The organism is Dactylosporangium sp. CA-092794, from assembly GCF_050948465.1.
Lineage (GTDB): Bacteria > Actinomycetota > Actinomycetes > Mycobacteriales > Micromonosporaceae > Dactylosporangium.
On the sequence record NZ_CP192044.1, the window covers coordinates 6,866,141 to 6,889,845 of the forward strand.

25 protein-coding genes are annotated in these 23,705 nt (G+C 73.2%); 13 read left to right on the forward strand and 12 right to left on the reverse strand.

From position 1 onward, the window contains the following. Nucleotide 1 precedes the first annotated feature (1 nt). Together ACQPXD_RS29145 and ACQPXD_RS29150 are read right to left on the reverse strand one after the other, a co-directional pair. Complete coding sequence (locus ACQPXD_RS29145; RefSeq protein ID WP_432824505.1) at nt 2-2,425, reverse strand: GH32 C-terminal domain-containing protein; 2,424 nt, start codon at nt 2,423-2,425, stop codon at nt 2-4. Nucleotides 2,426-2,577: 152 nt separating this feature from the next. Beyond that, nucleotides 2,578-3,036 carry an Lrp/AsnC family transcriptional regulator gene (locus tag ACQPXD_RS29150; protein ID WP_432824506.1) on the reverse strand — a complete coding sequence of 153 codons (459 nt, stop codon included), beginning with the start codon at nt 3,034-3,036 and terminating at the stop codon, nt 2,578-2,580. Nucleotides 3,037-3,114: 78 nt separating this feature from the next. On the opposite strand from ACQPXD_RS29150, the gene ACQPXD_RS29155 reads away from it, so the two are divergent. Next, a complete protein-coding gene (locus ACQPXD_RS29155) occupies nt 3,115-4,107 on the forward strand; it encodes a Glu/Leu/Phe/Val dehydrogenase dimerization domain-containing protein (protein ID WP_432824507.1) in 993 nt (330 codons plus the stop codon). 207 nt (nt 4,108-4,314) lie between these two features. Then, complete coding sequence (locus ACQPXD_RS29160; protein WP_432824508.1) at nt 4,315-5,586, forward strand: hypothetical protein; 1,272 nt, start codon at nt 4,315-4,317, stop codon at nt 5,584-5,586. A 54-nt stretch (nt 5,587-5,640) separates the two neighbouring features. On the opposite strand, the gene ACQPXD_RS29165 is transcribed toward ACQPXD_RS29160, so the two are convergent. Beyond that, the gene (locus ACQPXD_RS29165; RefSeq protein ID WP_432824509.1) at nt 5,641-6,384 is read right to left on the reverse strand and encodes an SDR family oxidoreductase; all 744 of its coding nucleotides are present in this window, start codon (nt 6,382-6,384) and stop codon (nt 5,641-5,643) included. A 79-nt stretch (nt 6,385-6,463) separates the two neighbouring features. Between ACQPXD_RS29165 and ACQPXD_RS29170 the strand changes: the two genes are divergently transcribed. Next, nucleotides 6,464-6,982, forward strand: coding sequence for an RrF2 family transcriptional regulator (locus tag ACQPXD_RS29170; protein WP_432824510.1), 519 nt, complete (start codon nt 6,464-6,466; stop codon nt 6,980-6,982). Here the strand turns inward: ACQPXD_RS29170 and ACQPXD_RS29175 are convergent. Then, nucleotides 6,929-7,483, reverse strand: a complete 555-nt coding sequence (locus tag ACQPXD_RS29175) for a TetR/AcrR family transcriptional regulator (protein WP_432824511.1) — start codon at nt 7,481-7,483, stop codon at nt 6,929-6,931. The two genes, ACQPXD_RS29170 and ACQPXD_RS29175, sit on opposite strands and share 54 nt — an antisense overlap. A 74-nt stretch (nt 7,484-7,557) precedes the next feature. Here ACQPXD_RS29175 and ACQPXD_RS29180 point away from each other — a divergent pair, with 74 nt between their 5' ends. Next, nucleotides 7,558-8,445, forward strand: coding sequence for an NADP-dependent oxidoreductase (locus ACQPXD_RS29180; RefSeq protein WP_432824512.1), 888 nt, complete (start codon nt 7,558-7,560; stop codon nt 8,443-8,445). Nucleotides 8,446-8,503: 58 nt separating this feature from the next. Here ACQPXD_RS29180 and lipB read toward each other — a convergent pair whose 3' ends face one another. After that, nucleotides 8,504-9,160, reverse strand: a complete 657-nt coding sequence (gene lipB, locus ACQPXD_RS29185; RefSeq protein ID WP_432844000.1) for a lipoyl(octanoyl) transferase LipB — start codon at nt 9,158-9,160, stop codon at nt 8,504-8,506. Between the two features lie 63 nt (nt 9,161-9,223). Here lipB and ACQPXD_RS29190 point away from each other — a divergent pair, with 63 nt between their 5' ends. Genes ACQPXD_RS29190 through ACQPXD_RS29210 form a run of 5 tightly spaced genes read left to right on the forward strand, consistent with a single transcriptional unit; the run spans nt 9,224 to nt 14,089 of the window. Beyond that, nucleotides 9,224-10,111: a S1C family serine protease gene (locus ACQPXD_RS29190; RefSeq protein WP_432824513.1), complete on the forward strand. Its 888-nt coding sequence runs from the start codon at nt 9,224-9,226 to the stop codon at nt 10,109-10,111. A gap of 16 nt (nt 10,112-10,127) precedes the next feature. Further along, on the forward strand, nt 10,128-11,126 hold the full coding sequence (locus ACQPXD_RS29195; RefSeq protein ID WP_432824514.1) for an AAA family ATPase: 999 nt from the start codon (nt 10,128-10,130) through the stop codon (nt 11,124-11,126). Nucleotides 11,127-11,130: 4 nt separating this feature from the next. After that, nucleotides 11,131-12,030 carry a DUF58 domain-containing protein gene (locus ACQPXD_RS29200; RefSeq protein ID WP_432824515.1) on the forward strand — a complete coding sequence of 300 codons (900 nt, stop codon included), beginning with the start codon at nt 11,131-11,133 and terminating at the stop codon, nt 12,028-12,030. Further along, complete coding sequence (locus ACQPXD_RS29205) at nt 12,027-13,001, forward strand: VWA domain-containing protein (RefSeq protein WP_432824516.1); 975 nt, start codon at nt 12,027-12,029, stop codon at nt 12,999-13,001. Before ACQPXD_RS29200 ends, ACQPXD_RS29205 begins: the two co-directional genes overlap by 4 nt. Continuing rightward, nucleotides 13,001-14,089, forward strand: coding sequence for a vWA domain-containing protein (locus tag ACQPXD_RS29210; protein ID WP_432824517.1), 1,089 nt, complete (start codon nt 13,001-13,003; stop codon nt 14,087-14,089). The genes ACQPXD_RS29205 and ACQPXD_RS29210 overlap by 1 nt, the downstream gene beginning before the upstream one ends. Here the strand turns inward: ACQPXD_RS29210 and ACQPXD_RS29215 are convergent. Beyond that, nucleotides 14,077-14,382 carry a GlsB/YeaQ/YmgE family stress response membrane protein gene (locus ACQPXD_RS29215; RefSeq protein ID WP_432824518.1) on the reverse strand — a complete coding sequence of 102 codons (306 nt, stop codon included), beginning with the start codon at nt 14,380-14,382 and terminating at the stop codon, nt 14,077-14,079. The two genes, ACQPXD_RS29210 and ACQPXD_RS29215, sit on opposite strands and share 13 nt — an antisense overlap. Nucleotides 14,383-14,467: 85 nt before the next feature. On the opposite strand from ACQPXD_RS29215, the gene ACQPXD_RS29220 reads away from it, so the two are divergent. Both ACQPXD_RS29220 and ACQPXD_RS29225 read left to right on the forward strand, forming a co-directional pair. Further along, nucleotides 14,468-15,847: a dihydrolipoyl dehydrogenase family protein gene (locus ACQPXD_RS29220; RefSeq protein ID WP_432824519.1), complete on the forward strand. Its 1,380-nt coding sequence runs from the start codon at nt 14,468-14,470 to the stop codon at nt 15,845-15,847. Between the two features lie 31 nt (nt 15,848-15,878). Further along, nucleotides 15,879-16,727, forward strand: coding sequence for a ribokinase (locus ACQPXD_RS29225; RefSeq protein ID WP_432824520.1), 849 nt, complete (start codon nt 15,879-15,881; stop codon nt 16,725-16,727). 5 nt (nt 16,728-16,732) lie between these two features. On the opposite strand, the gene ACQPXD_RS29230 is transcribed toward ACQPXD_RS29225, so the two are convergent. From ACQPXD_RS29230 to ACQPXD_RS29245, 4 genes are read right to left on the reverse strand one after another with little or no spacing between them, the layout of a single operon-like run. Further along, nucleotides 16,733-17,095, reverse strand: coding sequence for a hypothetical protein (locus tag ACQPXD_RS29230; RefSeq protein WP_432824521.1), 363 nt, complete (start codon nt 17,093-17,095; stop codon nt 16,733-16,735). After that, nucleotides 17,092-17,955 carry an extradiol ring-cleavage dioxygenase gene (locus ACQPXD_RS29235; protein ID WP_432824522.1) on the reverse strand — a complete coding sequence of 288 codons (864 nt, stop codon included), beginning with the start codon at nt 17,953-17,955 and terminating at the stop codon, nt 17,092-17,094. The genes ACQPXD_RS29230 and ACQPXD_RS29235 overlap by 4 nt, the downstream gene beginning before the upstream one ends. Then, a complete protein-coding gene (locus ACQPXD_RS29240) occupies nt 17,948-18,754 on the reverse strand; it encodes a citryl-CoA lyase (RefSeq protein ID WP_432824523.1) in 807 nt (268 codons plus the stop codon). Before ACQPXD_RS29240 ends, ACQPXD_RS29235 begins: the two co-directional genes overlap by 8 nt. Beyond that, nucleotides 18,739-19,860, reverse strand: a complete 1,122-nt coding sequence (locus ACQPXD_RS29245) for a CaiB/BaiF CoA transferase family protein (RefSeq protein WP_432824524.1) — start codon at nt 19,858-19,860, stop codon at nt 18,739-18,741. Before ACQPXD_RS29245 ends, ACQPXD_RS29240 begins: the two co-directional genes overlap by 16 nt. Nucleotides 19,861-19,989: 129 nt before the next feature. On the opposite strand from ACQPXD_RS29245, the gene ACQPXD_RS29250 reads away from it, so the two are divergent. Both ACQPXD_RS29250 and ACQPXD_RS29255 read left to right on the forward strand, forming a co-directional pair. Further along, nucleotides 19,990-21,426 carry an amidohydrolase family protein gene (locus tag ACQPXD_RS29250; RefSeq protein WP_432824525.1) on the forward strand — a complete coding sequence of 479 codons (1,437 nt, stop codon included), beginning with the start codon at nt 19,990-19,992 and terminating at the stop codon, nt 21,424-21,426. A 10-nt stretch (nt 21,427-21,436) separates the two neighbouring features. Continuing rightward, on the forward strand, nt 21,437-22,264 hold the full coding sequence (locus ACQPXD_RS29255; protein ID WP_432824526.1) for an IclR family transcriptional regulator domain-containing protein: 828 nt from the start codon (nt 21,437-21,439) through the stop codon (nt 22,262-22,264). Here the strand turns inward: ACQPXD_RS29255 and ACQPXD_RS29260 are convergent. Together ACQPXD_RS29260 and ACQPXD_RS29265 are read right to left on the reverse strand one after the other, a co-directional pair. Continuing rightward, on the reverse strand, nt 22,233-22,817 hold the full coding sequence (locus ACQPXD_RS29260) for an FhaA domain-containing protein (RefSeq protein ID WP_432844002.1): 585 nt from the start codon (nt 22,815-22,817) through the stop codon (nt 22,233-22,235). The two genes, ACQPXD_RS29255 and ACQPXD_RS29260, sit on opposite strands and share 32 nt — an antisense overlap. Further along, nucleotides 22,817-23,686 (reverse strand): LysR family transcriptional regulator, encoded by an 870-nt coding sequence (locus ACQPXD_RS29265; protein ID WP_432824527.1) that lies wholly within the window; start codon nt 23,684-23,686, stop codon nt 22,817-22,819. Before ACQPXD_RS29265 ends, ACQPXD_RS29260 begins: the two co-directional genes overlap by 1 nt. Between the last annotated feature and the right edge of the window lie 19 nt (nt 23,687-23,705).

Consider the following 23,705-nt stretch of genomic DNA (forward strand, 5'->3'; position numbering starts at 1 on the left):
ATCACACCGTGGCGACGATGTTGTTGAAGGTGGCGGTACCGCTGAAGCCGTTCAGGCCCAGGTAGCCGCTGCTGTAGGTGCTGTCGGTCGCATCGATGACCTTTGTGCCGTTGAGGTAGACCGAGATGCTCGCGCCCTGGGCGACCACCTTGAGGTGGTACCAGCGGCCCTCCAGGATGGTGGTCGGGTAGACGGCGATGTCCCGGCCCGGCCGCCACAGCTTCACCAGGCCGCCGGTGTCGACGTTGGCCGTGTAGTGCTGCGTGCCGTCCGCGCTGGCCCGGAACGTCAGGGCCGCGGCCACGCCGTTGACCACCCGGACGTCGCCCTCGTAGGTGAGGTTGGCGGCGGTCGTACCGCTGAGGTAGAACGCGTCGCCGGGGGTGTGCACGGCCAGGCCGGTGCACGGCGCGACCCAGGTGCCGCCGACCGGCTTCCACGGGCCGGGCAGGCTGGTCGAGAAGCCGGCGGTGTTGACGTTGACGTTGCCGAAGACCGCGGTGCCGTTGAAGACGTTCACCCCGAACCGGCCCGACGCATACGCGGTGTCGGTCGCGTCGATGACCGGGGTGGCGCCCTGATCGAGATAGACCCGGATGCGCGAGCCGTTGGTCACGACCTTCAAATGGTACGTCCGGCCGACCGTGATCGGCGTGTTGTAGACGGCGATGTCCCGGCCCGGCCGCCACAGCTTGACCAGACCGTTCGCGTCGACGTTGGCCGTGTAGTGCTGGGTGCCGTCGGCGCTGGCCCGGAACGTCAGCGCCGCGGCCACGCCGCTGGTGATGCGCACGTCGCCCTGGTAGGTGAAGTCGCCGCCGGTGCTGCTGCTGAGGTAGAACGCGTCGCCGGGCGCCTGGCCCTGCTTGCCGCCGGAGACGTCGGTCCAGGTGCCGCCCGCGGCGGTCCACGGGCCGGACAGGTTGCTGTCCAATGTGGACTCGCCGGTGCCCCAGGCCTTGCCGAGGCGGTAGAACTGCAGCGAGACCAGGTTGACCGAGCCACCGGTGGCGAACACCTGGATGCCCTGGCTGCCGGCCGCGGAGTTGAAGTTCACGTTGTCGCTGACCGACAGGCGGCCGTCGTTGCCGAAGACCTCGAGCTGGCCGCGGTCGACCAGCACGCGCACCTTGACCCGGCCGTTGACCGGGGACAGCGGCTTGCCGTAGAGGGTCTGCGCGGCGCGGTCGTACGTCACCGCCCGGTCGTAACTGCCGTCCGCGCGGGTGTGCAGCTTCAGGCCGAACGAGCTCGCCGAGGCGCCGGCCGCGTCGAACTCGGCGGTGATCTCGTAGGTGTCGGCGTTGGTGCCCGCGAGCGGGTTGCTCGAGGCGCTGGTGGTGATGGTCCGGTTGGTCGCCGACACGCCGCCGCTGCGCAACGAGGAGATCTCCCGGACCGGGTTGCGGGTGATCCGCACGCCGTCGGGGAAGGTCTTCAGCTGCAGCTCCGCCGGGAAGGTCTGGTCGCCGGTCCAGGTGCTGCCGTGGTTGCCGGGCTGCCAGGCCATCTGGACCACCCGGCCGTCGGGCACGCCGGTGAACGTCTGCCCGGCGTAGAAGGTGCCGTCGGCGGCGTTGGCGCCCTGGTCCATGCGCTGCGGCGAGGACCAGTCGGGGTGGAACGTCATGCCGTCGAAGGAGCCGATGACGTACTCCCCGCTGGCGTCGGTCAGCACCCACTTCACATTGCCCGAGTTGCCGTCCACGGGCAGGGCGAACATGTCCGGGCACTCGAAGAACCAGTCGGCGGCGAACCGGCTGGCGTAGGTCCAGCTGAGCAGGTTGGTGGAGGTGTAGAAGGTGGCGCCGTTGCCGCCGCCGTCGTTCCACACCACCATCACCCAGCGGCCGGAGGCGGCGTGCCAGAACACGTGCGGGTCGCGGCTGGTGCCGCTGGGCACGGCGACCTTGCGGCCGCGGTCGTAGGTCTGGAAGGTCTTCGCGCCGTCGGTGCTGTAGTGGATGGTCACCCCGTTGGTGCCGGAGAAGACCAGGATCGGGTCGTCGCTGCCGGTCTTGAGGCCGGTGACGTTGGCGGTGTCGACGACGCCGTTGCCCGACCAGAGGTCGCCGGGGTGGACGCCGGGCTCCAGCGCGATCGGCCGCTGCACCCAGTGCACCATGTCGGTGCTCGTGGCGTGGCCCCAGTGCATGGTGTCCCAGGCCAGGCCGTGCGGGTTGTGCTGGAAGAACAGGTGGTACGTGCCGCGGTAGTACACCATGCCGTTGGGGTCGTTCATCCAGCCGGCGCGCGGGCTGAAGTGGTACTGGCCGCGGAACGCCTCGTCGTAGGCGGTGGCCGGGTAGGGGAACTCCGGATAGTCGGCGACCGTGCCGGCCGCGGCCGGTGCCGGCGGCGGCACGGCCACGGCCGCGGCGGTGAGCAGCAGCGCGGCGGCCAGGACGGTGAGCAGGCGTCTCATGATGCCCTCCCGATGGCGGACGGGAACGGGAAAACCCGCCTGACAACGATGTCGCAAGCCACAGAAGATCGCAGGTCGCAGCTATGTCAACGTTGTCAGAATCGTGCCCACCAGTGTTGTCCAGACCATCAGTGGGGTCAATATGTACTTCCTCAGATGTCGAGCGGCTCGACCACGTTGGCCCGGGAGTGCTGGTACACCACCGAGCTGCGGAAGCCGACGATCTCCCGGCGCTGGCTGAACTTGTCCATGAGGAACGCGTGCAGCCCGTCGACGCTGGGCACCGCGACGTGCACGAGGAAGTCGTCGCCGCCGGCCAGCACGAAGAACGACAGCACCTCGGGCAGCGTCGCGAGGTACCCCTTGAACGCCTCGATGACCGGCCGGCTCAACGGCCGGATCTGCACGTGCAGCAGCGCCTGGACGTGCCGGTTGAGCGCCGGGAGGCTGATCTCGGCGTGGTAGCCGGTGATCACGCCCCGCTCGCGCAGCGACCGCACGCGCTCCAGGCACGTCGAGGGTGCGATGCCGACCGCGGCGGCCAGGTCGCGATTGGTCTGCCGGGCATCGCGCTGCAGTTGCTCGACGATCGCCGCATCAAGTTCGTCCACGGCCGTGACTTTACGGATTTCTCCGAACGAAGTTCGGTTCCAAGCGAGACGGGCCGGGCAACGCAATAGCGTTCGGGCATGAATCACGAACATGTGGTGGTACGCCGGGGAGCCCGCAGCGGCCTGCCGGTGATCGTCGCCGTGCACTCGACCACGCTCGGCCCGGCGCTGGGCGGCCTGCGGCTGAAGCCCTACGCCGGCTGGCGCGACGGCCTGGACGATGCGCTGCGGCTCTCCGCCGCGATGACCGCCAAGTGCGCGGTCGCCGGCCTGGCCCACGGCGGCGGCAAGACGGTCGTCCCCCTGCCCCGCGGGGCGGATCCGGGTGCCGAGGTCCGTTCGGCGGTACTGCGGGACGCCGGCGACGTCATCGAGTCCCTCGGCGGGGCGTACGCGACCGGCCCGGACGTCGGCACCGGCCCGGACGACATGGCGGTGGTCGGCGAGCGGACCCGGCAGGTGTTCTGCCGCCCGGAGCGGGCCGGCGGCAGCGGCGACTCCTCCCCGGCCACCGCGACCGGCGTGATGGCCGCCCTGCGCGTGCTCGGCGGCGAGAGCTTCGCCGTCGTGGGCCTGGGCCACGTCGGCGCCGACGTCGCCGGCCGGCTGCTCGCCGCCGGCCACCGGGTGCTCGTCTCGGACGTGGACGACGGCAAGCGCGCGCTGTTCCCGGCCGCGGAGTGGGTGGCGCCGGAGGCGATCCTCGGCGCCGAGGTCGACGTGCTCGTCCCGGCCGCCCTGGGCGGCCTGCTGACCCCGGACACGGTGCCGCGGCTGCGCTGCCGCGCGGTCGCCGGGCCGGCCAACAACCAGCTCGACGCGCCCGCCACGGCCCGCCTCCTGCACGCCCGCGGCATCGTGTGGGCGCCCGACCACGTGGTGAGCGCGGGCGGCGTGGTCTACGCGACCGAGGTGGAGCTGCACGGCGCCACCCCGGCCGCGGCCACCGCCCGGGTCGAGACGATCGGCGACACGCTGCGGCGGCTCCTGGCCGCGGCCCAGGCGAACGGCACCACCCCGGCCGCCGAGGCCGACGCCCTCGCCCGCGCGCGCCTCGGCGCCCCCCGGTAGCCGGCCCGGCCACGGCGGCCGGGCGGTGCGCGCGGGCCGGTGCGGGCGGGGCTCAGCGCACGCGGGTGAGAACCAGGGCGGCGGTCGTGGGGCTGGTCAGGATCTCGGTGCCGGCGAAGCCCGCCGCGCCGAGCCACGACTCGCGGACCTCGTCGCGGGGCAGGCCGGCCCGCTCGGGCGGCGGTGCATGGCTACAGTGGTACCACGATGAAGGCCAATGCCGCGTATTGGACCCGATACAACAACCCGCCGCGCGCACGCCTGCGCGGCCTCGCCCGCAACCCCACCCTCACCGGTCCGGCGCTGCTGCGGATGTACACACACCCCGAGCGAATGCATCACACCGTGCTGTCCCGGCGCGAGTGGACCCGGGAGGCGTTCGACACCCTCGCCGGGCATCCCGACGCCGAGGTGCGCGCCGCGCTCGCCCAGTCCGAGCACCTGACGCCGGAGCTGCGCGCCCGGCTCGTCGACGATCCCTCGCGCAAGGTCCGGGCGGCGCTGGCCGAGGGGCCGCAGTGGCGCGCCTACTGGGAGCGGCGGGAGCCGTTGCTGCCGCACTGGGCCTACGCCCGGCTCGCCGCCGACGAGCACCCGGCCGTGCGGGATACGGTCCGCTCCGCCTACCACGCGCCGGCCGAGTTCCGGGAGCCGGACCGCCCGGCCGGCCCGGCGGACCCAGCGGACCCGGACGTCCTGGCCCGGTCCGCCGACCAGTACGAGCGGGCGAACGCGGCCCGCGACCCGGCGCTGCCCGCCGAGCTCGTCGCCGCGCTGGCCGCCGACCCGGAGCCCGATGTACGGCTGGCCGTGTCGATGCGGCGGGAGCTGACCGAGGCCGAGCGGGCCGCGATCGACTACCGGGTCGCGCCGGGCGACCGGATCCGGCCGGCCGGCTGGGCGACGACCACGACCGACCCCGACGAGATCGAGCGCTGCGTCCGCTCCGCGCACCTCGGGCTGCGGCGCAGTGTGGCGTACAACCCCCGGTTGCAACCGGAGCAGATCGCGGTGCTGGCCGCCGACGGCGACTTCGCGGTGCGGCTGCTGCTGTGCGAGAACCACCGGGTAGTGCCCGGCGAGACGGTGCTGGCCACCTACCTGGAGTCCCGGGTGATCACGGCCGCGGCGATGCTGCACCACCCGAGCTTCCCGCGCCGCGGCCTGGCGGCCGGGGCGGACTCGCCGGACCCGCGGCTGCGGGCCCTGGCCCACCTCGACCCGGACGCGCCGGCGGGGCTCGTCGACCGGCTCAGCCGCGACGAGGACCCGCGGGTGCGCGGATGGACCGCGCAGGACCGCCGGCTGACCGCGGCGCGCGTGCTGGAGCTGCTCGAAGACCCGGCCACGGCCGAACCCGCCGCAGCCAACCCCAACCTGCCCGTGAACGCCTGGGACCGCATCTTCGCCGAGGCCGAGCACATCGTCGACCCCGACGTCGGCGAGCAGATCATCTATCTCGGCCGGTCGGACGACTGAAGCGAAGGCCGGGGGCGCGGGGACGATCGAGGCGGCGCGAGACCGTCCGGCAGATCAGCGGGCGGCGAGCCAGTCGGTGTAGCGGACCTGGCCCACGTGCGCGTCCGGGCCGGTGACCAGCATGGTGTCGTCGATCCTGGCGCCGAAGTAGGGCGCGGACGGGTCGGTGACCACGATGCGGGCGTCGCCGGTCGCCGACAGGTAGCGGCGCACGAACTCGTCCAGCGGGATCCGCTCCGGGCCGCCCAGCTCGACGATGCCCTTGGCGGCCTGGTCCGGCGCCAGCAGCGCCAGGGTCGCGGCGACGTCGTCCGCGGCCACCGGCTGGATCAGGGCCGAGGGCAGGCGGATCGCGTCGCCGTCGGCCGAGGAGGCCGCGATGCCCGGGGCGAACTCGAAGAACTGGGTGGCGCGCAGCACCGTCCACGGCAGGGGGCCGGCGGCGATGAGCTGCTCCTGGGCCACCTTCGCGCGCAGGTAGCCGCTGCCGGGGGCCCGGTCCGAGCCGACCACCGACAGGGCCACGTAGTGCCCGACGCCGGCCCGGGAGGCGGCGGCCAGCAGGTTGGTGGTCGAGGTCCGGAAGAACGCCAGCACGTCGTCGTCGGCGAACGACGGCGAGTTGGACACGTCGACCACGACGTCGGCGCCGGACAGGGCGGCGTCGAGGCCGGCCCCGGTCAGCGTGTCGACGCCCGAGCTGGGTGAGGCCGGCACCGCCTCGTGGCCGGCCTCCGCGAGCAGCGTGACGAGCCGGCGGCCGATCAGGCCGGTGCCGCCGATGACAACGATCTTCATGGTGTACCTCCAAACTCGGACAACTTCTATCCGGGATGCTACTCGGACATCACGTGTCCGAGTCAAGTAGGATGTGCGCATGAAGATGTCCGGCGGGGTGGAGTGGGCGCTGCACTGCTGCGTCGTGCTGACCGCGGCCCGGCAGCCGGTGCCCGCCGCGCGCCTCGCCGAGCTGCACGACGTCTCCGGCAGCTACCTCGCCAAGCAGCTGCAAAACCTGGCCCGGGCCGGAATCATCCACGCGGTGCAGGGCCACGCCGGCGGCTACGCGCTCACCCGCGACCCGGCCGAGATCACCGTGCTCGACGTGGTGGAGGCGGTCGACGGGCCCCGGCCGGCGTTCCAGTGCACCGAGATCCGCCAGCGGGGGCCCCTGGCGACGCCGCCCGAGCAGTGCATCCGGCCGTGCGCGATCCACCGGGCGATGACCGCCGCGGACGAGGCGTGGCGGGCGTCGCTGCGCGCGGTGACGATCGCCGGCCTGGCCCAGACGGTCACCGACGACAACGGGCCCCAGGTCTTCGCCGGCATGCGGGAGTGGCTGCTACCCCTCCGCGAGGCCGAGCCCGGCGAGGGCGATGTCGGCCAGCCGGCGTGACCGGGCCAGCCGCTGCGCGGCCGGGCCGGCCATGAGCCCGCCGTGCGCGGCGAGGACGAGCAGCAGGTCCGACGCCGTCACGCCGGGCCCCACCGCGCCCGCGTCCCGGGCCCGGGCGACGAGCCCGGCCAGCTCGCCGGCGAAGCGCTCCCGGCCCTCGGCCCGGTCCGGCGCCGCGGCCGAGAACCGGTGGAAGGCGGCCACGAACCCGGGCTCGGCGGCCTGCACCGCGAACGCGTGCCGCACGAAACCGCGGATGCCGCGCGCCGGGTCGGGGTCGGTGACCGCCCGCGCCAGCGCGTCCCCGCAGGCGGCGGCCTGCTCGGCGTACACCTCGGAAAACAGCTGCCGCAGCGTCGGGAAGTGCCGGTAGAGGGTCGCCGCGGACACCCCGGCCTCGCGGGCCACCTCCCGCGCGCCGGCGGCGGGCCCCAGGCGGCGCGCGGAGGCCAGCATCCGGGCCCGGTTGTGCGCGGCGTCGCGGCGCACGTTCCGGGACACCTGCGGCCCCGCCGGTCTCACTTCGCCGCGATCCGTGGCCATGCCGCCCCCTGCGTCCCTACGCTGCCGAAACTGTGCGAGCTTTGATGTTTCACGAGTACGGTGACCCGAACGTCCTGAAGGTGGAGGATGTTCCGGAACCACATCCCGGCCCCGGCCAGATCCGCATCGCGGTCCGCGCGGCCGGCGTCTCCCCCGGCGACGCCGCCCTGCGCTCCGGCGTCTGGCGCGACCGCGTGCCGCTGCGGCTGCCCTACATCGTCGGCCTCGACGCGGCCGGCGTCGTGGACGAGGTCGGCCCTGGCGTCACCGGCGTGCACCCCGGCGACGAGGTGTTCGGCCTGCGCCCGGTGGGCGCCACCACGGCCGGGCACGCGCTGCTGGACGCCTGGGCGCCCAAGCCGGCCGGCATGAGCTGGGCCGAGGCCGGCGGCGCGGCCGGCAGCATCGAGACCGCGGTACGGACCCTCGACGCCCTCGCCGTCGGGCCCGGCACCACCCTGCTGCTCGACGGCGCGGCCGGCGGCGTCGGCGCGATCGCCGTGCAGCTCGCCGTCGCCCGCGGCGCCCGGGTCATCGGCACCGCGAGCCCCGCCAACCACGAGTTCCTCGCCTCGCTCGGCGCCGAGCCGGTGACCTACGGCCCAGGCCTGGCCGAGCGGATCGGCGGTGGCGTCGACGCGGCGGTGGACGTGGCCGGGCGCGGCGGCGCGCTCGAGCTCGTGCGGGCCACCGGCCACGCGGACCGGGTCGTGACGCTGGTGGACGCGGCGGCGGAGCGGCAGGGGATCCGGCTGCTGCGCTTCGACCCGGCCGGCGACCACGCCGCCGCCCTGCGCCAGGGCGCGGCGGTCGTCACCGTCCACGTGGCCGCCGTCTTCGGCATGGACGAGGGCGCCGCCGCCCACGCCAGGGTCGAGGCCGGCCACGCCCGCGGCAAGACCGTGATCGCCGTGGCCTGACCGGGTCGGTCAGGCCCGGCCCGGCGCGCGCGGCAACCATCGCGCTCGCCGGGCCCGGTCAGCCGCCGACCCGGGGAAGATCCAGCCGGGCGCTCACGCCGAGCCGGTGGGCGACGGCGTCGCGGACGGCCGCCTCGCTCGGGGTCGGCCGGCCGGCGGCGTCGGCGAGGCGGCGCAGGGACGTCATCGTCACGCCGGGCATGCGGCAGGCGACGAACCGGTCGTACACCCCCAGATCCGGATCGATGTTGAGGGCGAAACCGTGGCTGGTCACGCCGCGGCGGATGCGCATGCCGATCGAGACCAGCTTGTGGTGCTCCGGCGTCCACACCCCGACCAGGCTGTCGGCGCCCTTCGGGGTGTCCCGGCGGACCGCGGGGAAGCCCAGGTCGGCGAGGGCGTCGATCAGGGCGAGCTCCAGCCAGCGGACCACGTCGCCGGGGCCCCGTTCGCGCAGGTTCACCACCAGGTAGCCGACCAGCTGGCCGGGGCCGTGGTAGGTGGCGTGGCCGCCGCGGTCGACCGGGACCGTCGGGATCGAGCCGTCCCGGGGCAGGTCGGCGGGCGGGGTGTGCGCCCCGTAGGTGATCACCGGCGGATGGCTGAGCAGGAACAGCCGGTCGGGGGCGGTGCCGGCCTGGCGCTCGGCGACCCACCCGCGCATCGCCTCGATCGCGTCCGCATAGCCGACCTCGCCGAGATCGACCCGATGCATGTCTGCCACAACAACCGAACCTACTCTTACCGATCTCCCAGCTGACACGGTTATCTTTGGCCCATGCGCCCAGCCGGGAAGCCCGTGCCGTCGCCCGCCCAGTGGGCCGGTCCCAAGGTGACCGTGATCGCGGAGACCCCGGCCGGCGAGCCGGAGCCCGAGCCCGCCGGGGCCCGCCCGGCCGTCGCGGTCGGCCGCCGGGAGCTCGGCGTCGGCGTCGCCGTGGTGGTGCTGGCCATCATCGTGACCGCAGTGCTCGCGTTCCGGGCCGGCGGCGGGAGCGCGGCGCCGGCGGCGGCCCGGCCGGCCGCGTCGCCGTCGCCGAGCGCGTCCGCGCCGACCCTCGCGCAGGTCTACCAGGCCGTGGCGCCGTCCATCGTGTCGATCGAGTCGACAGAGCCGGACGGGGTGGCCACCGGCACCGGGGTGATCGCCAACGCCGCCGGGAACATCATCACCGCGTTCCACGTGGTCAAGGGCGCCACGGCGGTCAAGGTCCGGTTCGCCGACGGTACCGAATCCACGGCCGAGGTCGCCGCGTCCGCCCCCGCGACCGACATCGCCGTGCTGACCCCGGCGACCCTGCCCGACCTCGTCGTGCCGGCGGTCATGGGCAACTCCGGGCGGCTCGCGGTCGGCAACACCGTCGTGGCCGTCGGCAACCAGCTCGGCCTGACCAGCAGCGCGACCGCCGGCGTCGTGTCCGGGCTGGACCGCAGCGCGGTCAACCCGGACGGCACCCGGCTCACCGGGCTCATCCAGTTCGACGCGGCCGTCAACCCGGGTAGCTCCGGCGGGCCGCTGGTCAACGCCAGGGGCGAGACGATCGGCATCGTCGTGGCCCTGGCCAACCCGACGCCGGCCGGCACGTTCGTCGGCATCGGCTTCGCCGTGCCGATCGGCGCCGCCCTGGGCGCCGGCGGCCCCGGAGAACCCGCGCCTGAGCAGTAGACGAAAGGGTTACAGCATGGACGTACCAGACAACCGGCCCGCCGCGACCGCCGTCGAGCAGGTGCTCTACGAGGTCCGCAAGACCATCGTCGGCCAGGACGCGCTGCTGGAGCGGCTGATGGTCGCCCTGCTCTCCCGCGGGCACATCCTGGTCGAGGGCGTGCCGGGGCTGGCCAAGACCCTCGCGGTGAAGGCGCTCGCGGCGGCCATCGGCGGGCAGTTCCACCGGGTCCAGTTCACTCCCGACCTGGTGCCGGCCGACATCGTCGGCACCCGGGTGTACCACCAACCGAGCGGCGAGTTCCAGGTCTCGCTCGGCCCGGTGTTCACCAACCTCCTGCTCGCCGACGAGATCAACCGCGCCCCCGCCAAGGTGCAGAGCGCGCTGCTGGAGGTCATGCAGGAGCGCCAGGTGACGATCGGGCGCGAGACGCACCGGATCCCGCGGCCGTTCCTGGTGATGGCCACCCAGAACCCGATCGAGTCCGAGGGCGTCTACGCGCTGCCCGAGGCCCAGGTCGACCGGTTCATGATGAAGGTCCTGGTCGGCTACCCCAGCCCGACCGAGGAGTTCGTCATCGTCGAGCGGGCCATCGCGCCCGAGCCGGTCACCCAGGCGGTCGTCGACCCGGAGCGCCTGGTCGCGATGCAGGCCCAGGTCGACGAGGTGTACGTCGACCCGTCGCTGATCGAGTACTCGGTCCGCCTGGCCGCCGCCACCCGCAACCCGGCCGACGTCGGGCTGGGCGACCTCACGCGGTACCTCACCTTCGGCGCCAGCCCCCGCGCCTCGATCAACCTGGTGCTCGCCGCCCGGGCGCTCGCGTTCATCCGCGGCCGCGACTACGTGGTGCCGGAGGACCTCGAGGAGCTCGCCGCCGACGTGCTGCGCCATCGGCTGGTGCTGTCGTACGAGGCACTGTCCGACGACGTCACCCCGGACATGATCGTCGCGCGGGTGCTGGCCGCGGTGGCCGTGCCCGCCCCGACGCCGTCGCGCAGCGGAAGCCGCTGAGGCGATGGCCAGCGCACCCGACCGGCTGCTGCGGCGCCTGGAGTGGCAGGTCGTCCGCCGCCTCGACGGGCAGTTGCAGGGGTCGTACCGCACCGTGTTCCGCGGCACCGGCATCGACTTCGCCGACCTGCGCGAGTACACGCCCGAGGACGACGTCCGGCACATCGACTGGAACGTCACCGCCCGGCTGGACGAGCCGTACGTGCGCCAGTACACCGAGGACCGCGAGCTCACCGCCTGGCTGGTGCTGGACCTGTCCGCGTCGATGCGCTTCGGCGGCACCGGCGAAGGCGGCGCTGGCCGGGGCAAGGACACCACCCTCACCGAGCTGGCGGTGAGCCTGGCCCGGCTGCTCACCCACGGCGGGAACCGGGTCGGCGCGATCCTCTACGACAACCGGCAGCAGCGGATCCTGCCGCCGCGCACCGGCCGGCTGCACGTGCTGCGCATCGCCCACGAGATCGAGCGGGCCGTCGCCCGCACCGCCGAGGCCGGCGCCACCGACCTCGCCGGCATGCTGCACCTCGCGGCGGCCACCGCCCGCCGGCGCGGCCTGGTCTTCGTCGTGTCCGACTTCATCGGCGAGGGCTGGGAGGAGCCGCTGACCCGGCTCACCTTCCGCAACGAGGTGGTCGCCATCCGGGTCGTCGACCCGATCGAGCTGGACCTGCCCGACCTGGGGCTGGTCGTGGTGGAGGACGCCGAGACCGGCGAGCAGATGCTCGTCGACACCGGCGACCCGCAGTTCCAGCAGCGGCTGCGGGCCGAGGTCGACGCGCGGGAGGCCGCCGTCGACGCCGCGCTGCGCCGCTCCCACGCCACCGCCCACCTCGTCGGCACCGACGAGGATCCGCTCGAGGCGCTGGTCGCGATGGTCCGGGCCGCGAAGCGCAGGCGCCGATGAGCGTCCAGCACCCGGGGATCCTCGCCGTCGCTGTCGTCGCCATCCTGGCCTTGATCGGGGGGTACGTCTGGTTGCAGCGCCGGCGCGCCCGCACCCTCGCCGGCACCGGCCTGACCACGGGCCGGCCCCGCCGCGACGCGCTGCGCCGGCACCTGCCCCAGGCGATGTTCCTGACCGCGGCCGGGCTGCTGCTGATCTCCGTCGCCCAGCCGCAGGCGACCCTGCCGGTGGCTCACGCGGCCGGCACCGTCGTGCTCGCCTTCGACGTGTCGAACAGCATGAAGGCCACCGACGTCGCGCCGAGCCGGCTGGCCGCCGCGAAGGCCGCCGCCACCGAGTTCGTCGCGTCCCAGCCCGGCAGCGTGAGCTTCGGCGTGGTCGCCTTCGACCAGGGGGCGCTCACCACCCAGCAGGTCTCCGAGGACCACGACGCGACCACCGCCGCGATCAAGCGGCTGCAGGTCAACGGCGGTACCTCGCTCGGCCAGGCGATCCTGGCCTCGCTCACGGTCATCGCCGGCAAGCCGGTCACCCTGCCCAACCAGGACTCCGGGCAGCCCGAGCCCGACCTGGGGTACTTCGGCAACGCCACGATCGTGCTGCTCAGCGACGGCGAGGACACCGGCGGCCCGGACGCGGTCGCCGCCGCCGGGCTGGCCGCGAAGGCGGGCGTGCGGATCGAGACGGTCGGCGTCGGCACCGTGGAGGGCGCCACCGTCGAGGTCGGCGGCTACCAGGTCGCGACGTCGCTCAACGAGGACCTGCTCACCCAGATCGCGCAGGCGACCGCCGGGTCGTACCACCGGGCCGACAACGCCCAGACGCTGCACGACGTGTATCAGTCGCTGGACCTGCGGCTGACCACCGAGCGCAAGCCGGTCGAGCTGACCGGGGCCGCGGCCGGCATCGCGGTGCTGCTGCTCACGATCGGGGGCATACTGATGACGACCTGGTTCGGACGGATCCTCTGATGTCGCTGACCTGGCCCTGGGCCCTGTGCGCGCTGCTGGCGTTCCCGCTGCTGCTGGCCTACCGGTGGTGGAGCCGCCGGCGGCGCCGGCGGGTCGCGGTGCGCTTGTCCAGCGTCGCTCTCGTGCGGGCCGCGCTGCCCGGCCGCAGCTCCTGGAAGCGGCGGGTGCCGCTGGCCCTGCTCGCCGCCGGCCTGGTGCTGGCCGCGACCGCGGCGGCCCGGCCGCAGGCGTCGGTGGTGGTGCCCGACGACGCGGCCACGATCCTGCTCGCCGTCGACGTGTCCGGCTCGATGTGCTCCACCGACGTCGACCCGAACCGGCTCACCGCCGCCCAGAAGGCGGCCAAGGACTTCATCGACGACCACGACGGCGGGTCGAAGATCGGGCTGGTCGCGTTCTCCGGCACGGCGGGCCTGCTGGTGCCGCCGACCACCGAGAAGGACAAGCTGCTCAAGGCCATCGACGGGCTGCGCACGTCCCGGGGTACGGCCATCGGCCTGGCGATCCTCGCGTCGATCGACGCGATCGCCGAGATCAACCCGGACGTGCCGCCGACCGGCGTCGAGGTCCCCGACAACGGCGGCGCGAGCGGCGCGAACGTCGACTACGAGCCGGACACCATTGTGGTGCTCACCGATGGGCGCAACACTGACGGCGTCGACCCGGTGACCGCCGCCGAGCAGGCCGCGGCCCGGCGGCTGCGGGTCTACACCATCGGCTTCGGCACCGACCAGCCGTCCCCGATGGTCTGCAGCAGCAGCCAGATCAGCGGCGACACGTTCCGCGGCGGGGGCGGCTACGGCGGGTTCCGCGGCTTCGACGGCGCCCGCGGCCGGTTCCAGGACATGGACGAGGAGACGCTGACCAAGATCGCGGAGATGACCGGCGCCAAGTACTTCAAGGCCGAGAACGCCAAGGCCCTCGGCGACGTGCTGCGCGACCTGCCCACCGAGATCACCCTGCAGCACAAGAAGATGGAGATCAGCGTCTACTTCGCCCTCGGCGGCGCGCTGCTCGTGCTGCTGGCGGTGGCCCTGGCCCAGTGGTGGACCCGGGCCCGGCCGCCCGCCCCGCGTCAGTCGTCGTAGTTGTCCGACCGGAAGGCCCTGGCCAGCAGCGACACGATCGCCACGCCGACGACGGCGATGCCGACCTGCACGCCGACGACGAGCCAGTCGTACTGGTTGCCGGCGACGACGAAGTGCCTGTCGCTGTGCAGGTCCCAGCGGTCGGCCGCCCACGTGCCGGCCACCGCCGCGCCCATGCCGATGAGGATCGTGAGAATGATGCCGATCGGCTGCCGGCCCGGCAGCACGATCCGCGCGATGATCCCGATGATCGCGCCGAACACGATCGCCGCAACGTAGTCGTGGAGTTGCACCGGGCTGCCTCCTGCAGACGGGGGTCGACACCTGCATTGTTCCGCTCCCGCGCAACCGGCGCACGCTCACGCGTACGGTGAGGCAATGCAGATGCGGGAACACAGCTTCGACGTGGTGGTGGTCGGCGCCGGGCCCGGCGGCGAGGTCGCGGCGGGCCGGCTCGCCGAGGCCGGCCTGCGGGTGGCGATCGTGGAGGACCGCAAGGTGGGGGGCGAGTGTTCCTACTGGGCGTGCATCCCGTCGAAGGCGCTGCTGCGCCCCGGTGAGCTGCTGGCCGAGGCGCGCCGGGTGCCCGGGGCGGCCGAGGCGGTGACCGGGCCGCTGGACACCGCCGCGGTGCTGCGCCGCCGCGACGAGCTCATCGGCCACCTCGACGACGCCGGGCAGCTGCCGTGGCTGCAGGAGCGCGGGATCGCGCTGTTCCGCGGCCGGGGCCGGCTGGACGGGGAGCGGCGGGTCGTGGTCGGCGACGACGTCCTCGAGGCGCGCCGGGCGGTGATCCTGGCCGGCGGCACCGCCCCGGCGATGCCGCCGATCGAGGGCCTCGCCGACGCGAAGCCGTGGACGAACCGGGAGGCGACCACCTCCGACACGCTGCCGGAGCGGCTGGTCGTGCTCGGCGGCGGCGCGGTCGGGGTGGAGCTCACCCAGGCATACAGCTCGCTGGGCAGCCGGGTCACGCTCATCGAGGGCGAGCGGCGGCTGCTGCCGCGCGAGGAGGAGTTCGCCTGCGTGCAGGTGACGGAGGCGCTCACCGGGCGGGGCGTGGAAATCCGGACGGCGCAGACGGCGGCTTCGGTACGCCGGGACGGCGACGCGGTCGCGGTGACCTTGAGCGACGGCAGCGTGGCTACCGGCGACCAGCTGCTGGTGGCCACCGGCCGGGTGCCGGAGACCGGCGGACTGGGGCTGGACACGGTCGGGCTGCACTCCGGCGGGTACATCACCGTCGACGAGCACACGCGCGTCCCCGGCCACGACTGGCTGTACGTGATCGGCGACCTCAACGGCCGGGCGCTGTTCACGCACATGGCGAAGTACCAGGCGGCGCTGGCCTCGGGGCACATCCTGGGCCGGCCGATGGCGGCGTCGCACCTGGCCGACGGCACCGGCGCCCCGCGGGTGATCTTCACCGATCCGCAGGTGGCGGCGGTCGGGCACACCACGGCGACGGCCGCGGCGGCCGGGCTGGCGGTGCGCGTGGTCGACCTGCCGACGTCGGGCAACGCGGGCGGGTCGTACTACGGCAGCGGCGCGCCGGGCACGAGCCGGTTCCTCGTCGACGAGGAGCGGCAGGTGCTGGTCGGTGCGACGATCACCGGTTCGGAGGTGGCCGACTTCCTGCAGGCGGCGACGATCGCGGTGGTCGGCGAGGTGCCGCTGGGCCGGCTGCGCCACGCCGTGCCGCCGTTCCCGACCCGCAGCGAGATCTGGCTGTACCTGTTCAACGCGCTCGGTCTCTGACGCACGCATCGGTGTCTGTGACAATCGTCGGGTGACCGTTGTCGTGGTGGGTGCCGTGAACGTCGACCTGGTGGTGCGGGTCCCGCGCATCGCGGCGCCGGGCGAGACGGTGATCGCGGCCGGCTCGGGCACCGGGGCCGGCGGCAAGGGCGGCAACCAGGCGGCGGCCGTGGCCCGGCTGGGCGGCGACTGCGCGCTGGTCGCCCGGGTCGGCCCGGACTTCGACCCGGGGTCGCTGGCCGGCGTGGACCTGTCCCGGGTCCGCCGCGACGCCGAGCCGACCGGCCTGGCCGTGGTCCTCGTCGACGACGGCGGCGAGAACGCGATCACGGTGGTGCCGGGCGCCAACGCCCGGCTCTCCCCCGCGGACGTCGACCTGCCCGCCGGCCGCGGGGTGGTGCTGGCCAGCCTGGAGGTGCCGCTGCCGGCGGTGCTGGAGGCGGCCCGCCGGGCGCGCGCGGCCGGCTGGGTGTTCGTGCTGAATCCGGCGCCGGCCCGGCCGCTACCGGCGGAGCTGCTCGCCCTCACCGACGTGCTGGTGCCGAATGAGCACGAGCTGGCCGCGCTGGGCTCCCCGGCCGCGCTGCTGGCGGCGGGGGCGGGCGCGGTGGTGGTGACGCTGGGCGCGGCCGGTTGCCGCGTGCACCGGGCCGGGGAGGTCGTGGACGTGCCGGCCGTGCGGGTAGCGGCGGTGGACACGACGGGCGCGGGCGACGCCTTCTGCGGCACCCTGGCCTGGGCCCTGGATGCGGACCGCCCCCTCGCGGAGGCGGTCCGGCTGGCGTGCGTGGCGGGCGCCCTGGCGACCCGGGCGGTCGGCGCCCGGGCGGCGCTGCCGACCGCGGCGGAGCTGCTGGCCCGGGCCGGGGTGGCCGCGTAGGGCGGTCAGGTGGCGATGTCGGGGTAGGGCAGGCTGTAGCCGGCCAGGCGTTCGGCGTAAAGCTTCTGGAAGGCGAGGGGCTCGGTGTAGTCGCGTTCGAACATGGCGATGAACAGCGTCAAGGTCAGGAACGGGTGCGCGCCGAGTTCGAACAGTTTCGGGTAGTCGTGCGAGGCCAGGGCCTGCCGCTCGGTGTCGTCCAGCCGCAGCCAGGTGGTCGCCTCACCGGTGTGGCAGTTGAGCACCGCCCCACCCAGGTTGGCCTCCCACCACGCCACCGTCCCTACCGGGTCCTCCCGATACCGCTCCACCAACGCCGGATCCCGGTCCACCGTATACAGGAACTTGTCCAACAAATATTTGCTCATGCCGGCGCTCCGTTGGGATACCAGGTGAAGTACGCCTCCATCGTGTGGAACAGGTCGTAGGTGTCGACGTAGTCCGCCTTCGCCCCCGCCCCGGCCACCCCCATCATCAGCATGAAATCCATGAACCCGTGCGTGGCATTCCCCGGCGCGTGCAAACTGTCCAGGGTCACCTCGGCCAGACACCCATCCAGATCCCCACCCGCGATCCACTCCACCGCCCTGGCATCGAACTGCGGGTCCGGGCCGTGCGGCCCGAACTGCCGCGGCCCACCCAACTCCAGGGACAGATGCCCCGTCCCGATCACCGCCACCCGCAGATCACTCGGCCACGACTCGATCATCGACCGCAGCGCCTGACCCAACTGGACGAACCGTTTCGGCTGCGGCAACGGCGGCGCGAAAATATTCGTATACACCGGCACGATCGGCAGATCCGCCTCCGGCCGCAACGTGATGATCGGACACGTCACCGAATGATCAATCCGCAACTCGTTGCTAAACGCCAGATCAAACCCGGCGTCCAACCCGGCCCGCAACAGATACCCCGACAGATCCTCCTGACCCGCCAGGAGCATCCGCGGCAGCCCGAACTCCCGCTCCTCGTTGTACCAGTTCGCGTCATACATCGGCGCCTTACCGATCAGAAACTGCGGCATATTGTCCAGCCACAACTGGTGAAAATGATCCGACCCCACCATGACCAGCACATCCGGGTTCGCCCGCGTCAACGTCTCCCGGAACCGCACAATCTTGCGCACCCACTCATCAGCAAACGGCGGACGATCCTCCCCCACCGCCGTACTCGCCTTGTAATAGAACGGATGATGCGTCGAGGCGATCACCGCGACCAGCTCAGCCACGATGCCCTCCTTCCTCAGCTGGGGTGTACACCGCGTTGCGATCCACCGTGCGGTAAATCTCCAAACCCAACCCGGTCCGCTGCTCCTCCGCCAAATGCCCCAACAACCCCGCCGCCCGCGCCAGCAACGCAAACCCCCGCAACATCCCCACCGGCAACCCCAGATCCGCCAGCGCCGCACCACACACCCCGGCGCCGTTGAGCGGCAACGCCCGGCCCAGAATCGCCGGGTGGACCCGCCCGACCGCCTCGAACAACCGCAGATGCGGCCCCCGCAACCCCTCCTCCTCCGCAATCCCGATCAGCACCGGGGTCCGCGGGTCCCGCACCTTGTGCACCGGATGCCCCAACCCCGGCACGAACCGCCTCGCCGCGCGGGCCTCGGTCACCGCAGTCGTCGCGAGGGCGTCCCAGCCCGCGTCGTCGGCGGGCAGCGCGTCGACCCCGGCGAGGACGTCGGCGAGGAACCGGCCGCAGTCCTCCGTGACACCGAGGAACCGGGAGCCGCCGCCGAGCAGGCCCGCGGCGAGGGCGCCCTGCAACGCTTCGGGGGCTGAGGCGTAGGTGACCCGGGCGGCGATCGCGGTCGGGGTGAACCCGTGATCCGCCAACGCCACCAGCACCGTCTCGAACACCCGGCACTGCCCCCGGGTCGGACGCCGCCCGGCCACCAGCCAGAACGCCAGCTCACCGAACCCGACCTTCCCCATCAGATCGGCGGCCAGATCCTGCCCCAGCACCCGGATCTCATCCGCCTCCGACGTGCCGATCCCGGTCGGGAACCTCAACCCTTCAACCACTGCCGGATCTCCTCCCCATGCTCATCCAACCCCGGCGGCGGCAACTCATACCGCGCCGCACTCCCCGAAAACCGGATCGGATGCCGAATCCCCGGCACCCCACCCGTCACCACCACCGGCGCCAACCCCAACTCCTCCGCCAACGCCACCCCACCATCAATCGTGTTGATCGGCGCACACGCCACCCCCGCCGCCGTCAACACCCGAAACCACTCCTCCTTCGACCGCGTGGCGAGGCGCTCCACCAGGATCGGGCGCAGCGCCTCCCGGTTCGCGGTCCGGTCCTGATTCCGGCCGAACCGCGGATCCGACAGCAGTTCCTCCAGGCCCAGGACCTGGCACAGTTTCGCGAACTGCCCGTCATTCCCGGCGATCACGATCAGCTCCCCGTCCGCGGTGGGGAGCGGTTCGTAGGGGAACAGGCTCGGGTGGGCGTTACCCATCCGGAACGGCACCGTCCCACCCGCCACATACCCACTGGCATGATTCACCAGGCCGGACAGGGCTGAGGACAACAGATTCACCTCGACATGCTGCCCCACACCCGCCGACTCCCGATGCCGCAACGCCGCCAAAATCCCGATCGTCGCATGCAACCCCGCCATCACATCGAACACCGAAATCCCCGCCCGGAACGGCGGCCCATCCGCATCCCCGGTCAAACTCATCAACCCCGAGACCGCCTGCACCATCAGGTCATAACCCGGCAGCGACGCCCCCGCACCCGACCCGAAACCACTGATCGACGCGTACACCAGGCCGGGGTTCGTCTCCGCGAGCGTGTCGAAGTCCAAACCGAAGCGACGCAGACCGCCCGGCTTGAAATTCTCGATCAACACATCCGCGCGGGCCGCCAACTCACGCGCCGCGGCCAGATCCTCCGCCACCCGAAAATCCAACACGATCGACCGCTTGTTCCGATTGATCCCCAGGTAGTACGTCGACACCCCATCCCGCACCGGCGGCATCCACGTCCGCGTGTCATCACCACCCGGACCCTCCACCTTGATCACATCGGCGCCCAGGTCGGCCAGCAGCATCGTGGCGTAGGGGCCCGCGAGGATCCGCGAGAAGTCGGCCACCAGCAGCCCGTCGAGAGGACCCACGTAACCTCCTGACCGCCCAGCGGACGAGTGTCCGCAAGTCGTTGACACCATACAACACCGGGATGAGAATGCCAGCACCCGACCAATCTGACCGCCAGGCGGACCAACGTCCGAGATTGGAGCCTCTCGATGACTGCCGTGCTCTTCCGCAACGGCCTGGTCCTCACCATGGACGACGCGCATACCATCCTCACCGGCGCCGACGTGCTGATCGTCGACGACCGCATCGCCGAGATCGGGGTCGGCCTCACCGCACCCGAGGGCGCCCAGGAGATCGACGCCACCGGCGGGATCATCATGCCCGGGATGGTGGACACCCACCGGCACATGTGGCAGACCGCCATGCGTGGCTACGGCGCCGACTGGACCCTCACCCAATATTTCGTCTGGTACTACCTCGAGTCCGGCAAGCACTTCCGGCCCGAGGACATCCACGCCGGCAACGTGCTGGCCGCCTGGGAGGCGCTCGACGCCGGCGTGACCACGACCGTCGACTGGTCGCACGGCCTGCAGACCACGCAGCACGCCGACGCCGCCGTCGACGCGCTGCAGTCGGTGCCCGGCCGGTTCGTCCTGGCCTACGGCAACATCCAGCAGGGGCCGTGGCAGTGGTCGGCCGCGCCCGAGTTCCGCGACTTCGTCAACCGCCGCATCACCGGCAGCGACATGCTGGGCTTCCAGATGGCCTTCGACGTCACCGGCGACCCGACGTTCCCGGAGAAGGCGGCCTTCGAGGTGGCGCGCGACCTGGGCGTGCCGGTGACCACGCACGCCGGCGTCTGGGGCGCCACCAACGACGACGGCATCCGGCTCATGCACGAGCACGGCTTCATGACCCCGCAGACCATCTACGTGCACGCGGCGACGCTCACGCACGACTCGTACCACCGCATCGCCGCCACCGGCGGCTCGGTCTCGGTGTCGACCGAGAGCGAGCAGAGCGCCGGCCAGGGGTACCCGCCCACCTGGACGCTGCGCGACCACGAGATCCCGGTGTCGCTGTCGATGGACACCAGCGTGTGGTGGAGCGGCGACCTGTTCTCCGCCATGCGGACCACGCTCGGCGCCGACCGGTCCCGCGAGCACCTGCAGGCGCACGAGCGCGCGGAGACCGTCACCCACGTGCACCTGCGGGCCGAGCAGGTGGTGGACTGGGCGACCCGCGGCGGCGGCCGGGCGCTCGGCCTCGACGACAAGATCGGCAGCCTGGAGCCGGGCAAGAAGGCCGATGTCGTACTGCTGAAGAACGACGCCTCGCCGGTGATGTTCCCGATTCTCAATCCCTACGGCCACGTCGCCTTCCAGGCGCAGCGCGGCGACGTGCACACCGTCGTCGTCGACGGCCGGGTGGTCAAGCACGAGCACCGGCTGGTCGGCGCCGACCTGGCGAAGGTCCGCGCCGACGTGGAGCAGACCGTCGAGTACCTCGTCGACACCATGGGCCGGGAGGCCTGGGCGAAGGGCATGAACCCCGACGTCCCGGAAACCAAGGTCATGGACAATCCCTACACCTACACCGAATGGGACGCCGGCTCCGCGCAGTGGAAGCATGGGACGGCGGACTGAGAGGAGCTTCATGGCGCGCGACGCGGGACCGGACTTCATCGAGGCCCTCGCCCGCGGGCTCGACGTGCTGCGATGCTTCCGGGCGGGCCGCCCATTGATGACGCTGAGCGAGATCGCGGCCGAAACCGGGCTGGCCCGCCCCACCGTCCGGCGCATCCTCATCACGCTGGAGCAGCTCGGCTACGTCCGCTCGGCCGAGCGGGACTTCGCGCTCACCCCGCGGGTGCTCGAGCTGGGCATGGCCTACGTCAACGCGCTGAGCATCTGGGAGGTCGCCCGCCCGCACATGCTGCGGCTCGTCGAGCAGACCGGCGAGTCGACCTCCATGGCCCAGCTCGACGGCAGCGACATCGTCTACGTCGCCCGGGTGGCGGTACCGAAGATCGTCACCCTGGCCGTCACCATCGGCACCCGCTTCCCGGCGCCCGCCACGTCGATGGGCAAGGTCCTGCTCGCCGCGCTCACGCCCGACGAGCTGACCGCGGTCCTCGCCGAGCCGGGCCGCTCCGGCATCGACCCGCGCTGGCATCCGGACCGGGCCGAGCTCGACGCGGCCCTGCGCGAGGTGCGGGCCAAGGGCTGGGCGATGGCCGACCAGGCCCTGGCCCCCGGCATCCGGTCGGTGGCCACCGGGGTCCGCGACGGGGACGGCCGCGCGGTGGCCGCGCTGAACGTCACCGTGCACGCCGCCGAGACGTCGACGGAGCGGCTGACCGAGCACCACCTGCCGCTGCTGCTGCGCGCCGCCGCGGACATCAGCCACGACTGGGCCCGCCGGGGCTCGGTCCCGCTGACCGTGGGCGGGGTCACTCCGGGTGGCGGGCCGCCTCGACCGTGAGGGTCACCGGGCCGACGCCGATGGTGTCGCCCGGTGACAGCGGGACGGCGCCGCGCAGCGGGCGGTCGTTCACCGTCGTGCCGTTGGTGGAGCCGAGGTCGCGCACGGTCAGCGCCGTGCCGTCGTACTGCAGGCAGGCGTGCCGGCGGGACACGCCCTCGTCGCGCAGCCGCAGGTCGGCCTGGCGGCCCCGGCCGATGACCGTGGCGCCGGACTGCACCGTGTAGCGCCGGCCGTCGTTCATGCGCAGGCCCACGCCGCGGCCGGCCTCGTCGGCGGGGCTGGTGCGGCCCTTGCGGACCTCGGCCTCGACCCGGACCGAGCCGGGCTCGACCGTGTCGTCGGCGAAGACCTCGACGACGACCTCGTCGCAGACGCTCCAGCCCTGCTCGGCGAGGTAGGCCGCCTGCGCGCCGGCCAGCGCCGCGGCCCGGTCGCGCACGTCGGCGTGGTCGGCCGGGGCGACGAGGAGCAGGTAGCGGTTCGGGGCCAGGGTCTGCTCACCGACGTCGGCCTCGCGCCGCATCGCCTGCCGGATCGCCTCCTCGCTCATCACCCCGCGAGTCTAGAACCCTCGTAGGCGGCCCTGGTCAGCCCGACCAGGTCGGCCAGGTGCGCGGGCGGGTCGTCGCGCCACCAGGCCAGCCAGACGTCGATCGGCGGGGCGTCGCGGACCCGGCGGTAGGCCACGCCGGGGCGCGGGTTCTGGTTCGCGGTCGCCTCGGACGTGATGCCGACCGCCTGCCCGGCCGCGATGAGGGTGAGCCACTCGTCGACGCCGTGCGTGCGGCGCACGGCGGCCGGCCCCGCGCCGGGGCCCCACAGATCGGGCGTGGTGGTGCCGGTGCGATCGTCGATGGCGACGGTGTACCGCACGAGGTCGTCCAGCCGCACCGTGCGCCGCCGGGCCAGGGCGCTGTCGGTGGAGACCGCCGCGTAGCGGGTCTCGGTGCCGACGAGGGCCGTGTCGAAGCGCCCGTCGGCGAGGGCCCGGCGGATCACGGCCACGTCGGCGCCGCCGTCGCTGAGCCCGGCGGTGGGCGTGTTGGAGTAGGCGAACACGAGCGGTACCGACGGATGCCGCTGCGCCCAGGCCCGCTGCAGGCGCCGGGTGTGCTTGCCCATCGCCGCCCAGGCGTAGCCGACCCGCAGCTCGGTGCGCGAGCGCTCCACCACCCGGCGCAGGTGCGCCACCTCGTCGAGCACGGCCCGGGCCCGGGCCAGCACCTGCGTGCCGGCGGCGGTGAGGCGCACCTGGCGGGTGGTGCGGGCGAGCAGCCGGGCGCCGAGGGTCGCCTCGAGCGCCGCGACCGCGCGCGACACCGCCGCCTGCGACACGCCCAGCGCGCCCGCCGCGTCGGTGAACGTGCCGGCGTCGACCACCGCCACGAAGGCGCGCAGCTGCCGCAGCTCGAGATCCATGCGCCCAGCGTATAGACGG

Bases quoted from the DNA above. Each gene is read 5' to 3' on its own strand.
- ACQPXD_RS29230 (WP_432824521.1), bottom strand. From the start codon at position 17,095: ATGAGCAAATATTTGTTGGACAAGTTCCTGTATACGGTGGACCGGGAT.
- ACQPXD_RS29265 (WP_432824527.1), bottom strand. From the start codon at position 23,686: ATGGATCTCGAGCTGCGGCAGCTGCGCGCCTTCGTGGCGGTGGTCGAC.
- ACQPXD_RS29210 (WP_432824517.1), top strand. From the start codon at position 13,001: ATGTCGCTGACCTGGCCCTGGGCCCTGTGCGCGCTGCTGGCGTTCCCG.
- ACQPXD_RS29155 (WP_432824507.1), top strand. From the start codon at position 3,115: ATGAATCACGAACATGTGGTGGTACGCCGGGGAGCCCGCAGCGGCCTG.
- ACQPXD_RS29250 (WP_432824525.1), top strand. From the start codon at position 19,990: ATGACTGCCGTGCTCTTCCGCAACGGCCTGGTCCTCACCATGGACGAC.
- ACQPXD_RS29160 (WP_432824508.1), top strand. From the start codon at position 4,315: ATGAAGGCCAATGCCGCGTATTGGACCCGATACAACAACCCGCCGCGC.
- ACQPXD_RS29165 (WP_432824509.1), bottom strand. From the start codon at position 6,384: ATGAAGATCGTTGTCATCGGCGGCACCGGCCTGATCGGCCGCCGGCTC.
- lipB (WP_432844000.1), bottom strand. From the start codon at position 9,160: ATGCATCGGGTCGATCTCGGCGAGGTCGGCTATGCGGACGCGATCGAG.
- ACQPXD_RS29145 (WP_432824505.1), bottom strand. From the start codon at position 2,425: ATGAGACGCCTGCTCACCGTCCTGGCCGCCGCGCTGCTGCTCACCGCC.
- ACQPXD_RS29195 (WP_432824514.1), top strand. From the start codon at position 10,128: ATGGACGTACCAGACAACCGGCCCGCCGCGACCGCCGTCGAGCAGGTG.
- ACQPXD_RS29190 (WP_432824513.1), top strand. From the start codon at position 9,224: ATGCGCCCAGCCGGGAAGCCCGTGCCGTCGCCCGCCCAGTGGGCCGGT.
- ACQPXD_RS29205 (WP_432824516.1), top strand. From the start codon at position 12,027: ATGAGCGTCCAGCACCCGGGGATCCTCGCCGTCGCTGTCGTCGCCATC.
- ACQPXD_RS29170 (WP_432824510.1), top strand. From the start codon at position 6,464: ATGAAGATGTCCGGCGGGGTGGAGTGGGCGCTGCACTGCTGCGTCGTG.
- ACQPXD_RS29260 (WP_432844002.1), bottom strand. From the start codon at position 22,817: ATGAGCGAGGAGGCGATCCGGCAGGCGATGCGGCGCGAGGCCGACGTC.
- ACQPXD_RS29200 (WP_432824515.1), top strand. From the start codon at position 11,131: ATGGCCAGCGCACCCGACCGGCTGCTGCGGCGCCTGGAGTGGCAGGTC.
- ACQPXD_RS29255 (WP_432824526.1), top strand. From the start codon at position 21,437: ATGGCGCGCGACGCGGGACCGGACTTCATCGAGGCCCTCGCCCGCGGG.
- ACQPXD_RS29220 (WP_432824519.1), top strand. From the start codon at position 14,468: ATGCAGATGCGGGAACACAGCTTCGACGTGGTGGTGGTCGGCGCCGGG.